The organism is Arthrobacter sp. E70 (assembly GCF_058266945.1).
Genome location: NZ_JBYQFR010000007.1, coordinates 1 through 15,684, shown reverse-complemented (window position 1 = coordinate 15,684; position 15,684 = coordinate 1). Strand labels below are relative to the sequence as shown.

Below are 15,684 nucleotides of genomic sequence, written 5' to 3'. Positions count from 1 at the left end.
ACGTGGTTCCCGGTTGAACTTATGAGGCCGTTTATGGCCTCAAAGCCGTCGCGGCGGAAGCTGGTATTGGGGCCGAAGGCAATGTCGGCCCCAATACAAGGACACCGAAGCTACTGCTAGATTGACAGGCGCTTTTCACCTTCGAGTGCCAAAGGATCAAATTCAGCACTGTCATCGGCAATAGGTTCGATGATGCGCGACGGGCGGAATCCTTCGAGCAACTTCGCCTTTTCACCGCTCGTGATTTCCTCGGCCGCCAGGCGCCCGACAAGCGCGCCCAGCGTCACCCCGCTGTGCATCGTGGTGACGTACAGCCCCGGCAGCCCATCCCAATTGCCGACGACGGGGAGCCCATCGAAGGGGTATGGCCGCTTTGCGATTTGGATTCGTTCTGCCCGCATAGTTGCGGGATCGACGTCGAGCACACCCGCAGCGGTCTGCTCGAACAGCTGACGGACGGCGTGGTCCGGCAACGTCCATGATGACTGATCAATCTGCTCATCAGCGGCAGATGAGCGAACAATGATTCGCCCGCTGGTGTCTGGGCGCACGCTCAGCCCGGGGAGATGCAGAATCGTGGACACGTTCGAGGATCCCGGTGATGTGGTGACCGTGATTCCCGGCTTACCTTCGGTCTGGACGTCTACTCCCTGGGTTGCCAGGAGACGGCCGATGCCGGCGCCCGCGGCGACTACGACCACGTCGCTTTCCAGCCGCTCCCCGTTTTCCAACACCACACCAGTGATGCGATCACCGCGGGTAAGCAGTTCAGAAACGGTCGTACTGTGCAGCACCTTGGCACCCATGGACTTCGCCGCGTCGAGCATGTCGTGAATGAGCAGGGGTACGGTGATGTGCCCTTCCCCGGGGAAAAATACTGCAAGCTCGTATTCGTCCCTCACGCGGATTACGGGGTCGATCCGAGAGAGTTCGCGCGGCAGCATTGGGATTGCCGCGTAGCCGTAAGAGTGCAAGCGGTCAACTCGGGCCATCAGCTCTTCGGCGTCTGCTGCATTGTTGGCGACGTGTACGTTGCCGTCCCGGTGCAGCCATGATGATTTGGGCAACTCCCGCTCGATGACGTTCCACTCGCTCATCGACATCACGTTCAGGTCGTGGTAGGGACGGAGCTCCTTAGTATTGGAGTTCAACCATGCGAAACTCGCCGCGCTGGCCGCGTCTCCAGGGATGCCTTTGTCAATTACGGTTACTTCGACGCCTCGTTTTGCGAGCTGGTAGGTTATCGATACCCCCAGGACGCCTGCTCCGATTACGATAGCTTTCATTATTATTCCTCCTCTTCGAACGACCACACGTCATGTTGTGTGAGCCGTGGGTTGGGTCTTTTGATTTGACGTGATCTTTGGGGAGCGCATTGCGTCCGGTCAATGTTGCGAAGCTGGATTTCACTGGGCCGTAAGCAAGGACTGCCTTGTACTCGAGTAGGCGGGCACACCGTCGATCAGGACAAGCTCGATGTCAGCCAGCGTTTTCGGGGACGTGATGACAATGTCTGCGGCGAGACCGGCTTTGAGGAGTCCTCGATCCGCGCCGATGCGGGGGATCGCTCTTCCCACGTTTCCAGTTCCCAGGGCCACGGCCTTCTCAATCGGAAGGAGCCCTACCTGGACAATTCCCGCGATCATCTCCCAGATGCCGTCCCAGTGACCGGCCGCATAGTCTGTGGCGATGATGTCGACGAGTCCTTCTTTGATCAACTCGATGACGTGAGTTGGAGTTTCATTGAGCTCGCGCCGGCCCCAGGCGTCAAAAGTGTCGATTTCTACGTGGCCACCCTGATCCCGGATCCATCGGGCATTGGCTACTGACTCCTCCGCACTGAACGTTGGGTGGTTGGTGTGTCCACCAATGAAGAGTTCGCCGGCGATCTTCGCAGCCTCACGGGCGGCCTCATCTGAGGCCGCCGAGTTGTGCACCAAGGTAGGAATGCCCAGTTCTACCGCCAGGGTGGCCGAACGGACCAGACCGTCAAGTGCGATCTGGAACGAGGGGAGGACGGATTCCTCGATAAGACAGATCATCTCGCCGACGGAAAGCTTTTGCAGGCCGTACTCATTGATCAGCCGGGCAAGGGCCGTGCGGTCCGGGTTGCCAACACGGATATGACGTCCAAGAACCGCATACTTCAAGGCTTTAGCCTGGCCTTGATTGATCTGCGTTCCGGTGGCTTTCTCCACTGCAGCCGGGATATAGAGGTAGTCTTGGCCGCCGCCGCCGAGGGTCATACCTGCCCCGACTTCGCCGATGAGGACCGCTCCTTGGTCCGCCATGTCGCGTGCGGTCGTTACTCGGTGCTGCTCAGTTAGCCCGGCACCATCGGATGCATCTGCAGCGGCGAACATAGGCTCGAAATGTACCGTAGTCATTTCGACCTTTACCGGCTGCTGGGACCTGACCTGCTCGTTCTCGTGGGGGACCTTGAAGCCGTCAAGGTCCACGACGGTGGTGTGCCCTTGGATTAGATGCCTTTTCAGGTTTCCCAGCGATTCAGCCAGGGACACTCCTGGAGTGCCGCTGGCGAAGCGTGGTCCGGGGGCAGTCGCGTGTGCGTGGGCGTTGATCGCTCCGGGAACCGCGATGCGGCCTCCAAGATCGATTACGGAATCGTTGGATCCGCCGGTCAGATCTCCTGGGGTGACGGCGGCGATCATGCCCTCCTCAATCAGGATCGATCCGGAGAAAGGTTTGGTGCGGCCATCGCCGACGATGATCTGGGCATTTTTTAGGACAAGCACGCGTTTCCTTCTTTCAGGTACTTGCAGTACACACGTCGGCCTGCCTGCACAGGTCAGTGCTTGTGGAGATACGGTTTACGTCTGAGAGGCCGTGTCACGCGCAAAGAGCTACGGCAAGCAGCAAATCCGTACTGCATTCGTTATCAAACAGTATGATGTAACTAGTTACATAAAGCAAGGCATGCGATTTTCCGTGAAAATCAGCGGCGCATGGGTCCCGCAGCTTCTTCTGGACCAGAAGGGCGTTTCCGCTGCGGGACTGCACTAAGCGGGTAATCGCCGGGGATGGCCGGCCCGAGAGCAGCGTGTGGCTTCTGCTGTAGGTGAGAGAGCCGAGCCTTGACCCGGAACCGGACCTAGCGGCTCCTTTTCTTATTGGGTTCGGGCTGTGTCAAGTCTGGGGTCGAGGTGATCGCGCAAACGTTCGCCCAATATGTTCACAAGGGCGACGGTGATTACCAGGGCGGCTCCCGGTAGCGTCGCGATCCACCATCCTGTACCTATCAAGGCCCGGCCTTCTGCTGCCATGCCACCCCATGACGGTTGCGGCGGTTGAACTCCTAGCCCGAGGAACGAAAGTGATCCTTCGGTGAGCATCATCATTCCGAGGTCGAGGCTGGCGAAGACGATCACCGTTGGCAGGATGTTCGGCAAAATGTGCTTCAGGATGATCCGCAAGTGGGATGCGCCTAACAGTCGTGCGCTGTGTACAAACTCCTGTTGGCGGATGACGAGGACCTGGCTGATAACCAGGCGGGCATATAGGATCCACCCGGTGATCGCGAGCACGATGATGACGTTCGTCAGGCTGGGGCCCAGTGCCGCGATAATGCCGATTGCAAGCACCAGGGCAGGCAGCGCGAGCTGTACGTCCCCTAGCCGCATAAAGAAGGTCTGGACTGGGCCGCCGAAATAGCCGGCGACCAGACCAATTAGTACCCCGGAAACCAGTCGGCACAATACAGCAATCGATCCGACGCCAAGGGATACCTGGGCTCCGTATAGGATTCTTGTAAAGATGTCACGACCAAGCTCATCGGTTCCCAGCAGGTGTGCCGGACCGCCTCCGCTCTGCCACACTGGCGGCAACAATCTGGCTGATAGATCCTGCGCATTCGGTTCGTATGGGGCAATTAGCGGAGCAAGACATGCGGCGATGACGATTATTGCCAGGGGGATTGCCGGTATGAGGAGTCCCCATCCGATCTTCCTCCTCTTGGGAATCGGTAGCGTTGCTGTCCCGGACGCGACTTCAGGCGAGGTGTTGACCATTAGTGTGCTCCCACTCTGGTTCGGGGATCGAGTCGGTTGTAGAGGATGTCTATAACCAGGTTGGTCAGGATGACCAACACGCCCACGATAAGTACAAAGGCTTGAACTACTGGCATGTCACGGGCTTTGATTGCGGCCAGCGCAAGACCGCTGATTCCCGGCCATCCGAAGACAGTCTCGGTGACGATGGCACCACCAAAAAGACCTCCCAGTTCCAGGCCAATGATCGTGATTACAGGCAAAGCGGCATTGCGGAACGCATGACCAAAAACGATTACGGAGGGGGAAGCGCCCTTGGCGCGGGCCGTGCGGACGAAGTCCGAATCAAGCACCTCAAGCATTGAAGACCGGACAATCCGAGCAAATGTGCCGACTTGGAAAGCGGCGAGTGTAACCGCGGGCAATATGAGGTATTCGGGTCCCCGGAACCCGGATGTCGGTAGTAGGCGGAGTGTTGCGCTAAAGATGAGAATCATGACAATACCAAGCCAGAAGGTCGGCAGCGACTGGAAAAACACGGAGCCTGCAATGACGAACCGGTCGTACCACCCGCCGCGGAAAACCGCGGCCAGCATCCCGATGACTATCCCCAGCACGGTCGAAATCGCCAACGCGGAAAATATCAGCAGAAGGGAATTGGGCAAGGCTTGGAGGACTACCGCCAACGCTGGCCGGCCACTCCGATATGAGGTGCCCAAGTCCCCTTGGACTGCATGAATCAGCCAGTCAAAGAACTGGATTATGATCGGTCGATCCAGCCCGTGGGCTACCCGTACTGCTTCGATCTCTGCTGGCGTGGCGTCGTCCCCTGCGAGGAGAACCGCCGGGTCACCCGCTAGGTATAGCAACAGGAACGTCAACGCGGAGATACCTAAAATTACGAGGATGCTGTGCACAAAACGATTGATAAACTGTCTGGGCATACCGTCCTCCTCTCTCTATGTGATGATGTTTCAACGCACACGCCAATTAGCGCGTCTTAGTGACCCCGGCCAAGTAGATGGCTCCGTCGGGTCGGGGCTTCCAATCAATACGATTGCTCGTGCCGTAGATTGCGTCCGTGCTGTACAGGAACCCCACAGGAGCAGCTTCGTGCAAGTCGGAATTTAGTGAGTCGTAGATGCCCTGACGCGCATTGGTGTCGGCTGTAGCCCGGGCTTTAGCGATCGCAGCGTCGATCTCTGGCGTGTGGAAGTACAAACCACGCCGTTTCCCGTCGAACCAAAGCCCCAGGGGATAATCTGCATCCATCAGGATATTCGTATTCGAGGCCAGGAAGACCTGGTTGGGCGACATTTTCTCCTTGAGCCAGGTATCGCTGAAGAAGTTAGGGTCAGACCGGGACGTGACCTCGATGCCTACATCGGTCAAGTAGGATGCCACGCTCTGCTGTACCGCGCTTAGGTACTCGTAATAAAGGACAAACTCGACCTTGAGTTTCCCGTCGCCGTAGCCGGCCTCTTTGAGCAAGCTGCGGGCACGGTCAGGGTCAAAGGGGTAGGGATCGACTCCTGCTGAGTGCCCGAAGATGCTTTGCCCATAAGGTTGACCCACGGGAGTCGCAAATCCACCCAGGAGTTGACCTGTAAGAGCTTTCTTATCAATCGCGTAATTTAGTGCCTGTCGGACTCGGGGATCAGCGAATGGGCCATCTAGCGTGTTCAACGAGAGCCAGATGGTGTTGTTGCCGTCAATCGATTTGACGGAAATTTCGCTTGAGTTCTTTAGCCCGGCGGCAAGATCGGGTGTAACGCCCGTAGCAATGTCGATCTCGCCGCTCTGCAGTGAACTGATTTGCGTTGCCGGCTCTGAGATGAATCGGAACTCGACGGAACTGGGAATGGGCTTGTTCCCCCAATAGTTGCAGTTCGCTTTGAGCACGACGTTGTCCCCTTGCGTCCACGAGTCGAAGACGAAAGGCCCGCTGCCAACAGGGCTCTGGCCGTATTGAGCGTCTCCGACCTTGTCTATTGCTGACTTAGGGGTGATGTAGATAGTGCTTGCGAGTGTCTTGATGAATGTTGCATCTGGCTGTTTAAGGACGAACTTCACCTTATGGTCGTCGACCGCGGTTACGGATTCCACATTGCTTACGTAGGTGCGCTGCCTGGAAGCAAGTTTTGGATCATTAGCGATTCGATCAAAGGTAGAGGTTACGTCGGCAGCCGAAAATGAGGAACCGTCGTGGAAAACCACGTCATCACGCAGGCTGATCTCGTAGGTGAGGTCGTTCACTTGGGAGTAGTCAGTTGCGAGCGACGGTTGAACCTTCATCTCGTCATCGAGCTGAAACAAGCCGTCGTATAGGTTTCGACTAATCTGCTGAAACGGGATGATCGTATCGTAGTTGCCATCCAAGCTAACTGGTTGCGTTGAGTTCGAAAGATTGACCGTGATGGCCTCTCCTGATCCGCAGCCAGTTTGGCCGGCTGATTGACCACCGGGCCCACCGGTACAGGCAGAGGTGCTTATGGCGAGGCCAGCGACGCTGAGGGCTGCGAGCCATCTTGTTCGGGACATTAAATGCTCCTCTTCTGGAGGTCTAAGGATGATGGTTGGAACAAGGGGAAGTTGGAATCGGTATTGGGCCCTGCTCCCTTAGCTTCGACTATTAGGCGCGGAGCGCAGGGTTTCTTGGACGATGCCGGGGGGTTCGGGGACCGCGGCCCGGAGCGCGCGGGTGTATGGATGCGTCGGATTGTCGATAACGTCCATAACGAGACCCGATTCAACAACCCGTCCCTGGCTCATAACAACCGCGTGGTTGCCGATCTGGCGGGCAAGCGCGATGTCATGCGTGATGAAGAGATAGGTGAGTCCTTCCTTTTTTTGAACGTCGACCAGAAGGTCAACGATCTGAGCGCGGACAGACACGTCGAGCGACGTTACCGGCTCATCGCAAACGAGGAGCTTGGGCTTGAGTGCCAGTGCCCGGGCAATGGCAATGCGTTGTCGTTGCCCTCCGGAGAATTGGTGTGGGTAGCGGTCACGAAAATGTGCCGGCAGGCCCACCATTTCAAGCAACTCAGTGGCCTTACGCCGAGCGTCCTCGGCCGACGTCGTCTCTTTGTTGATGACCAAACCCTCAGCCACTAGTTCCGAAATCTTCATCCGGGGATTGAGAGAGGCATAGGGGTCTTGAAATACCATCTGGATGTCGCGTCGGACGCTGCCCCAGGTCTTGTGGTCGGCTCCGACGAGTTCCTTGCCGTTGAAATTTATGTGGCCCCCGTTGGGGGCAAGGAGGCCGACGACGCAGCGGGCCAGGGTGGACTTTCCACTTCCAGATTCGCCAACGACACAGACAGTCTCACCTTGCCGGGCGATGACTGACACATCATCAAGGGCCCGATAGCTGGGCGTTCCGCGACGTCGGCTCGCGAAGGAATGGGACAACCCGCTAACTTCCAATAGAGGTGCGGAGGGTTCTGACGATCCCGCCCAACCCAGACCAGGTCTTGTCCGCGTCGGCCCGAAAAGAGTCGGTGTCGAGCGCCAAAGTTGTTGAGTATAAGGGTGCTGGGGATTTTGCGATACAGCTTTGGTTTTGCCGGACTCGACTACCTCGCCGTTGCGCATGACCACGACATCGTCGGCAATGCTTGAGACCAGGGCCAGATCGTGACTGATGAACAGGATCGAAGTCTCGAACTCCCCTACGATCTCGCCGAGCAAGTCAACAATCTGCTTCTGGACGATGACGTCGAGTGCTGTCGTTGGTTCATCGGCGATCAACAGAGCAGGCTTACAAGCTAACGCCATAGCGATCATGACGCGTTGCCGCATTCCGCCGGAAAGCTCATGAGGGTATTTACGTGCCACCTCTTTCGTGCGAGGCAATCCCAAGCGCTCGAAGAGCTCAATGACGCGCTCGTTCAGCTGTGCTTTAGGAGTCCGCGGTTCGTGGATTTCGATGGCTTCAGCGACCTGCTCTCCGCAACGGCGGACAGGGTTCAGGGATGAAAGCGGATCTTGGAACACGTAGGAGATGCCGGCACCGCGGATGGAACGCAACTTCGCATCAGGCACCTTCGTAAGATCCCGTCCTTGGAATTCGATAACGCCGCCAATAGTGGCGTTAGCAGATTTCGGGAAGAGCCTGGTCAGGGCAAGGGAGGTTACGGATTTTCCGGAGCCGCTTTCCCCCACCACCCCCACAATGCTCCCTCGGGGTACTTCGAAAGAAACTCCCTTTACGGCTGCCATCCCGGAGTTACCGCTGCCGAATCGAACTGATAGATCTCGCACCGACAGTAATGCCTTCTCGGCCAGGCCGTCTGAGTCCATTCGCAAATTTTCCTTCATAAGGTATTCATGTCCTTAGCTCTTACTTGCCGTCGGCGAGGAAGCGGACGCCCTAGCCAGTTGTAACCCTGCCTGCCTCTCAGGGGCGCTCTAATTGTCAGTATGCTGCAAGCGAACCGCTGCTTCGCCGACCGGTGCAGACGTGGGAGCGTTGATTGTGCAAGTACACGACGGTCTCCCGCTCGATTCGCATTAAGGGGCCTGCACAAATTTTGTCCTTCACAAGCAACCGCCACCTGTGACCTGCATCATGTAACTAGTTACATCATGCAGCAACCGATTATGAACCGCAAGGGGTAGGGCATGAGTTATTCGAAGAGTATGACTCGACTGGTGGTGCTCGAGGCGCCCGAGAGCGCACTGTCACTTTCCGCTGCAGCGAGGTGGAGTGAGCGCGCTTTTCGAGTTCGCACTTCCGGCGGAAGACCCACTTGGACGCCATGTAGGGTACTAGTGTGAATGCACCACGCCGAGCCACCATCATCAACGTTGCTAAGACTGCTGGCGTCTCCACGGCGACGGTATCGCGGGTGCTTAGCGGCGTCGCGCCGGTAAGTGAAAGTACACGAGAACGCGTCCAGGCCGCCATTGAATCGCTCAGCTACAGACCGAGCGATCTCACCCGTGCGGTCTTCATGGGGAGATCCAACACCATAGGCGTGCTCCTGGCGGACATGAGGAACCCGTATTACATCGACCTGATTGACGGCATATCTGGAGTCGCGAACGCTGCGCAGACACTTGCCTATCTCGCAGCCGGCAATCGGGATACTTCTACCGAACGAGGAATTCTGTCACTGATGGACTCGCATCGCGTACGCGGTTTGATCACCACAGTGGCCGACAACCATGAGGACGTCATTCAGGCGATGGCAGAGGCCGGCACCGAGTGTGTCTACATCACGCAAGTTCCGAGCGTTATGCATCCTAGAATGCATAGCATACGTTTGGATGATATCGCCGCGGGGCAGTTGGCTTGGCAGCACTTATCGGAAATCGGCCGTACCCGTGTGCTCATCGTCAATCAAGGTCGGAGTCAGCTGACAATCAATGAAAGAACCGAAGGTCTGATCGCGTCAGCCCGACGGTCCGGAGTCACGCTCGATGACCGGAACATCTTCAAGCTGGCCGATTTGAATTCTCCGAGTGATGAGCTGCGCCAGCGAATCCTTGAAGGCTGGAAGGACGGAGAGATAAACTCGATCTTTGCCACGACAGGAATTTCAACTTTCCGGGCCTACGAAGCCCTTTCGAAGTCAGGGCTCCGGGTACCTGAGGATGTCGCCATTCTCGGACTCGATGATTTTGCCTGGGCAGAGTATCTGTCTCCCTCCCTGTCTGTGATCGTTCAACCGACCATTAAAATGGGGGCTACGGCCACTCAGGTCATCCTTGACGAGCCTGGGGAAGGCCGACGCCTCACGTTTGCGCCATCACTCACGGTCCGCGGCTCGACCACACTTTGACCTCAGTCCGGACGTTACATGGTGAATACGCGTAAACCTCTTGGCTGATGGTCGCTACGCACGTAGCGTCCTCGTCTTCGGCCCCAGGTGATGCCAGTGCGGCTCTAACCGCTGGTGGATCATCATCATCGAACCGGTCTGGTTTCGCTCCGAAGCGCGAACCCATTCCTGTAGAAAGAGGCGTCGCCTCCTGCGCCCATGGATTTTTGACCATTTTGACCTTGGCTTACCGTCATAGACCTGCCGCCCCGCCTCTCCCGTGCTCGAAAACCAGATTGGTTTGGGTTCCGGCCACAGCAGGATTTGCGGACAAATGCTCCAGGACAAACTGTCGGATGTGCTCAGTGTTTCTGGCCGTTATGTGAATGAGGAAATCATCAGCTCCCCCGAGGACGAAAAATTGTTTGATTTCAGGTAGGCCCCTTAGTTCCTTGCCGAAGGCATTCATTAGATGTCGGGCCCCAGGTCGTAGGCGCACGCTTACCAATGCCTGCAGGGGCATTCCCAATGCTTCAGGATCAACGTCAATCGTGAATCGCTTGATCACCCCGGCGTCCCTTAGGGCTTTCAGTCGAGCCAGGCACGTGGACGGAGCAAGTCCTAGGGCTTCTGACAACGACTGGTTGGTTTGTCGTGAGTTGTCGGACAGCAGATTCAGAAGGCTCCGGTCCGTCTCATCCAAGGCCAAGGGATGCAGTTTCTGCGAGGGAGGCATGGGCGTCGGTCCGTTCTTTGTAGTTTCTGATCAGATATCAATCTATTCTTGCAGATCCTGCGAATCAACGAGGTTTCTTGGCATTTTCTGCCAGTCTTTCTAGGAAAGACCTCAACATCTTCAGTAAGGACCTGTCATGATCATCTCAGTTCCCAAGGAAGTCAAAGACAATGAGTTCCGTGTGGCCATCACGGCTGCCGGGGTCCATGAACTCAAGGCAAACGGCCATAGGGTGCTCGTGGAATCTGGCGCTGGTATTGGTTCCGGCATCAGCGACCAGGAGTACGCCCTCTCCGGGGCTGACATCGTCAAGACTGCCGCTGAAACTTGGGCCCGGGCCGATTTGGTCTTGAAGGTCAAGGAGCCCACGGCGTCAGAGTACTGTCACTTCCGCGAGGGGCTTCTTCTCTTCACTTACCTTCACCTCGCGGCCGAACCGGAGCTGACTCAGGCTCTCGTTGAGTCCGGCGTTACGGCCATCGCCTATGAAACTGTTCAGGAGGGGCGGTCGCTGCCCCTCCTGGCACCTATGTCGGAGGTGGCTGGACGGCTCTCCGTGCAGGTGGGAGCAACTTCCCTTATGGCACCCGCCGGCGGTAAGGGCGTGATAATTGGAGGCGTCCCAGGTGTCCGTCCCGCCAAGGTCGTAGTCCTCGGGGCAGGCGTAGCCGGTACCAACGCCGCAGCCATGGCGCTGGGGCTCGGTGCCGACGTCACTATCTTGGACATCAACATCAACCGTCTCCGCGAACTCGATGCTCAATACCAGGGGCGCCTAAAGACGCTTGCTTCCAATTCCTATGAGATCGAAAAGGCAGTCATCGACGCAGATCTCGTCATCGGATCTGTCCTGATCCCCGGAGCCAAGGCCCCCAAACTGGTCACCAACGAGCTCGTGGCTCGGATGAAGCCTGGATCAGTCCTGGTTGATATCGCTGTGGATCAAGGCGGTTGCTTCGAAGATACCCGCCCTACAACCCACAAGGAGCCTACATATAAAGTCCACAACACAACCTTCTATTGTGTAGCCAACATGCCCGGCGCCGTCCCAAATACCTCCACATATGCCCTGACCAACGTCACTTTGCGGTACGCCGTAGCTTTGGCGAATCTAGGAGTCAAGGTAGCCTTCGACCGCTATCCAGCCCTGGCAGCAGGCCTCAATGTGGCGGCAGGAAAAGTGACAAACAAATCGGTCAGTGAGGCGCACGGCCATGCGCTAACGGCATGGCAAGAACTTGCCACAATCTAAGCTTCGGGGTGGCCTGCCAGGCCCCCAATGACAGGGCACTCAAGGACGGCGCGGCAGGGAGGCGGCACAAAATGGCATTTCACCTACAACCTACATGGCAGCCACTGACAGGACAGCAAGTCGTCGTCAAGTACAAGGATGAAGAGATCAGACGTGGGGTCGTTTACGCCGTGACGGGCGATGACCAGATCCTGTGGCTCGATGGAGACGGCGCTGAGCCTCGTCGCCTTTTCGAACGCGCAGACGGTTACGACGTTTGGATCGAATACAAGTCGGAAACCGAGCCAACACCGCAGAGACCTACGATCACCCAGCACATAAGGAACGGACAGATTAATTCCATGACACACTTCCCTCCCGTTGACAGCGAAGTTCTCCCCACCGCAGAGACGCTGGCTCTTCGGCGGAAGGAGGTTGTGGGCGAGCTCGCTCTTCGAGGTCTGATAACTGATGAGGAGCCGCTTTGCGGCGTGATTGATCTTGATACGGTGGATGAGCTTGTCGGCGCGCTTAAGGCCACCTATCCGGAGTCCCTCCCGGCACTGCACACCATTGCGGCCAAAGCTATTGCCCTGAGGCCCGTCCTGGCTCGCTACGCGAAAGCGGGTCTGGGGTGTGAAGTCGCCAGCCCTGGAGAACTCGAACTCGCCTTGGCGGCGGGCTTTACCCCACAGCGGATCATATTTGATTCGCCTGCTAAGACCCGTCGCGAAATCAAAATGGCGCTCCGTCTCGGTGTGTCCTTCAACGTTGACAACTTCGAAGAACTCGCCCGCGTCGACGAGCTCATTGCCGCTCATGAGGGCCCGAAGCCTCACATCGGTGTGCGAATTAACCCGCAGACGGGAGCGGGGACGATAGACGCGATGAGCACCGCTACTGAGACCTCCAAGTTTGGAATAGGACTCCGGGATCACCGACAGGAACTCATCGAAGCGTTTGCAGCCCGCCCATGGCTGGATCAGCTGCACGTGCACAGCGGATCACAAGGTCTTGAATTGGAGCACAATGCTCAAGGCGTTCGCTTGATCCTCGACCTGGCAGAGGCCATCTCCGACAAGGTCGGTCGCGACCAAGTCCGGCGGATCGACGTGGGGGGCGGACTTTCAGTGAACTTCTTATCGGATGAAGTTACTCCTACTTTTCAAGACCACCGCTCTGCGCTCGAGAATGCGGTACCTGAGCTGTTCAGTGGTCGCTTTACTCTCATCACCGAGTTTGGGCGTGCGCTAACTGCCAAGGCCGGCACGCTCGTCGCTAGGGTCGAATATGCAAAGTCGACCGGGGGGCGGCCCATCGCCATCACTCATGCAGGAGTTCAGGTAGCAACGCGCACTGTGTTCATGCCAGAGCACTGGCCATTGCGCATCGAAATCTTTGACGCTGCGGGGCTTCCCCGTGTTGGGGACAAAAGGCTGCAGGACATCGCCGGGCCAGCCTGTTTTTCCGGCGACATGCTCGCGGTGGGACGGGACCTGCCTCAGATCGTATCCTCCGACCTGATCGCGATGGCTGAAACTGGTGGCTACTACTTCTCGAGCCACTTCTCCTACAACTCCCTGGCACGTCCGGTCGTCTATGCCGTTTCCACAAATGATGCCGGACAACGCTGCTGGAGCATTGCTCGCCGCGGTCAGACGATGGAACAAGTCATTGCGGAGGCAGGAGAGGCGGAATTCGCACCGCTTCCCGACTAATTGATGCAGACACCAGGCTGCGGCCTTCAGATGCCGAGTTTTTCGGCCTTCTTCGGGGCAGGAAGCCTAATTGGCAGCAGCGTGAGTTAGTTGGCTCGTTGGGATTCGTCCGCCACTATTGCGACGGAAGGACCAGCCCTGCTCTAAACCTTGCCCTTGGCACCCTGGCACGCTGGCCAGTGGTATCGACGCGTCGAATTAATCCCTAGGAGTTCCCGGTGGAAGCAAACACATTTTTCTTTGAGTGTCCGTTGCTCGAACAATCCCCTACCTCGCCATTAATCCAGCAGCAGCCAGTTTCCGCCCCTACCATCTCGGTACTGAACTCCGCTGCTGAACGAGGAGACGGTGTATTTGAGACGTTTGGTGTGGTTGGACAAAAAGCTCAAGCACTGGAGCCTCACTTGGATCGCCTTTTGACGAGTGCGCGCCTGCTCGACTTACCGAAACCCAACATCGACGAACTCCGGCGCATTGTTAGGGCGACCGCCGCCATGACCGGCTCAACTGGCGAGTACTCGCTCAAGCTGGTTCTGACGCGGGGCGGCCCCGGAACCCACGAACGGCCAGCAGCGTGGATTGTCCTGTCAGAAATGCCGGACTACCATACAGCCCGGACAGAAGGCCTGCGCGTGATCCTTCTGAACAAGGGTTACCATAGCTCACTTGTCACGGAAGAACCTTGGCTACTGTTCGGCGCCAAGCACCTTTCCTACGCCCAGCACATGGCGGCACTGCGGGAAGCCCACCGCCGCGATGCCGAAGAAGTTGTTTTCACAACGACGGACGGGTTCTTGCTTGAAGGCCCGACCTCGACTCTCATAGTCCGCCGCGGCGACCAATTGCTGACTCCTGATCCGGCCCTGGGGATCCTGCACGGAACCACTCAACGTGACATCTTTGGTTACGCGGAAGAGCTCGGGCTGCGAGGCGTTTATGAACGTATCGGACTGGACGCGCTACGCAACGGCGACGCCGCTTGGCTCGTATCCAGTGTACGGATGAGCGTTCCCATCACTCATGTGGACGGCGTAGAGATTAAACGTGATGCGGACTTGACGGAACAGTTCAATGTCTTCCTGCTAAATCGCCGCTAGGTGGCATCTTGGGCCCAATTGATCGAACTATCGCAAGTAAAAGGAACCCAGGCGATTAATCGGGACTGCCCCCGGTTTTATTGACTCCTTGACCTAGCGAGCTTGTACTCGTGGAAGGATGTTGACCATGCCCACGGCTTATGGGGCCAGAGTTCCTCCAAGATGTTACTGATGTGGCCGGCAAGGGCGAGGCGCCTTTGCCGCAGATTGCGAAGGATTTCGGGCTGTCGGCCACGACGCTCAAGCGCTGGATTGCCATCGCCGAACGTAAGGAATCCGGGGCCGGCCCTGCGGCCAGGGCGAGGCGTTTGGCTTCGGCGCGGGCGATTCGGATCACGGGTTCGGTACTGTTTGAGGTCCGCCAGGCTGCGATGGCGGTGATCTGTGCGTCCCGCAGGGATGCCCGGGCGTCAACTAAGAGATCTGTGCCGCGCAGCAGGGCCGTGAGGGCGTTTCGGTTCGCGGTGCGTTGGTGATCCAGCAGGGACCATGAGGCCAGCAGTATCCTGATCGCGGCCCTGGTGCCTGCAGCACGCGGCTCCATCACCTGATCGCGCGGTCGCCCCAGGACTGAACGGGCTGCGGCTTCCGCGTCGATCGGATCCGACTTGCCGGTGAGGGCCCGCGATGAGCGGGTAGGTGGTCTAACCTCGCCCACGTCGATGTCAGCGGTAAGCAAGACCTGGGTGAGCCGGGCACCGTAGGAGGACGTGCCCTCGACGGCTGCGAAGACCCTCTCCCCGCCTGTGCGCCGCCGGATCCAGTTGATCGCAAGGTCCATTCCGGCAGAGGTGGCCGGGAGCACGGCGGTGTCGACCACTGCACCGGTTGAGGCATGAACAGCGGTGAAAGTTGGGTGCGGGCGTGCGTGTCGACTCCGACGACGAACTCGAATTCCTCGGCAATTATTGCCATGCTGCGTTCTCCTTTTCTATTGAACCGGACAGGTGGCAGGTGGCCTGCCTGGGTCGCTTCGGAGACGCATCTGTAACGAGTCACACCAAAGGTGGACAGTCCTCTGATCAGGTCATCCGCGGCGGGGCAGACCGGTGCCCGGGGAACGGCGCGGACGAGTCATTTCAAGACACCGTGTGTTGCGGGTGGGATATACCCTGAGTGACGCG

The 15,684-nt window shown here is 57.8% G+C and carries 11 protein-coding genes and 2 pseudogenes; 5 read left to right on the top strand and 8 right to left on the bottom strand.

Going from position 1 to position 15,684, the window contains the following annotated elements; genetic code table 11:
- Positions 1 to 116: 116 nt before the first annotated feature.
- From AC3IMC_RS10180 to AC3IMC_RS10155, 6 genes are all read right to left on the bottom strand, one after another.
- Positions 117 to 1,286, bottom strand: coding sequence for an NAD(P)/FAD-dependent oxidoreductase (locus tag AC3IMC_RS10180; protein ID WP_490918420.1), 1,170 nt, complete (start codon positions 1,284 to 1,286; stop codon positions 117 to 119).
- A 120-nt stretch (positions 1,287 to 1,406) separates the two neighbouring features.
- The gene (locus AC3IMC_RS10175) at positions 1,407 to 2,756 is read right to left on the bottom strand and encodes an amidohydrolase family protein (protein WP_490918419.1); all 1,350 of its coding nucleotides are present in this window, start codon (positions 2,754 to 2,756) and stop codon (positions 1,407 to 1,409) included.
- 372 nt (positions 2,757 to 3,128) lie between these two features.
- Positions 3,129 to 4,028, bottom strand: a complete 900-nt coding sequence (locus tag AC3IMC_RS10170) for an ABC transporter permease (RefSeq protein ID WP_490918418.1) — start codon at positions 4,026 to 4,028, stop codon at positions 3,129 to 3,131.
- Positions 4,028 to 4,951, bottom strand: a complete 924-nt coding sequence (locus tag AC3IMC_RS10165) for an ABC transporter permease (RefSeq protein ID WP_490918417.1) — start codon at positions 4,949 to 4,951, stop codon at positions 4,028 to 4,030. Before AC3IMC_RS10165 ends, AC3IMC_RS10170 begins: the two co-directional genes overlap by 1 nt.
- A 46-nt stretch (positions 4,952 to 4,997) precedes the next feature.
- A complete protein-coding gene (locus AC3IMC_RS10160; RefSeq protein ID WP_490918415.1) occupies positions 4,998 to 6,386 on the bottom strand; it encodes an ABC transporter substrate-binding protein in 1,389 nt (462 codons plus the stop codon).
- A 240-nt stretch (positions 6,387 to 6,626) separates the two neighbouring features.
- On the bottom strand, positions 6,627 to 8,315 hold the full coding sequence (locus tag AC3IMC_RS10155; RefSeq protein WP_490918414.1) for an ABC transporter ATP-binding protein: 1,689 nt from the start codon (positions 8,313 to 8,315) through the stop codon (positions 6,627 to 6,629).
- Positions 8,316 to 8,788: 473 nt separating this feature from the next.
- Here AC3IMC_RS10155 and AC3IMC_RS10150 point away from each other — a divergent pair, with 473 nt between their 5' ends.
- Positions 8,789 to 9,799, top strand: a complete 1,011-nt coding sequence (locus tag AC3IMC_RS10150; RefSeq protein ID WP_490918413.1) for a LacI family DNA-binding transcriptional regulator — start codon at positions 8,789 to 8,791, stop codon at positions 9,797 to 9,799.
- Between the two features lie 232 nt (positions 9,800 to 10,031).
- Here the strand turns inward: AC3IMC_RS10150 and AC3IMC_RS10145 are convergent, their stop codons facing one another.
- Positions 10,032 to 10,514 (bottom strand): Lrp/AsnC family transcriptional regulator, encoded by a 483-nt coding sequence (locus AC3IMC_RS10145; RefSeq protein WP_490918412.1) that lies wholly within the window; start codon positions 10,512 to 10,514, stop codon positions 10,032 to 10,034.
- Between the two features lie 136 nt (positions 10,515 to 10,650).
- Here AC3IMC_RS10145 and ald point away from each other — a divergent pair, with 136 nt between their 5' ends.
- The 4 genes and pseudogenes from ald to AC3IMC_RS10125 form a co-directional block, all read left to right on the top strand.
- Entirely contained in the window at positions 10,651 to 11,766 is a 1,116-nt protein-coding gene (gene ald, locus AC3IMC_RS10140; RefSeq protein ID WP_490918411.1) for an alanine dehydrogenase, read from the top strand.
- 71 nt (positions 11,767 to 11,837) lie between these two features.
- A complete protein-coding gene (locus AC3IMC_RS10135) occupies positions 11,838 to 13,463 on the top strand; it encodes a type III PLP-dependent enzyme domain-containing protein (protein WP_490918410.1) in 1,626 nt (541 codons plus the stop codon).
- 218 nt (positions 13,464 to 13,681) lie between these two features.
- Entirely contained in the window at positions 13,682 to 14,560 is an 879-nt protein-coding gene (locus AC3IMC_RS10130) for an aminotransferase class IV (RefSeq protein ID WP_490918408.1), read from the top strand.
- 127 nt (positions 14,561 to 14,687) lie between these two features.
- Positions 14,688 to 14,856, top strand: a pseudogene (locus AC3IMC_RS10125) (transposase); the annotation flags it as partial.
- A gap of 143 nt (positions 14,857 to 14,999) precedes the next feature.
- Here the strand turns inward: AC3IMC_RS10125 and AC3IMC_RS10120 are convergent.
- Positions 15,000 to 15,455 (bottom strand): annotated as a pseudogene (locus tag AC3IMC_RS10120) (IS110 family transposase); the annotation flags it as partial.
- Positions 15,456 to 15,684 lie beyond the last annotated feature (229 nt).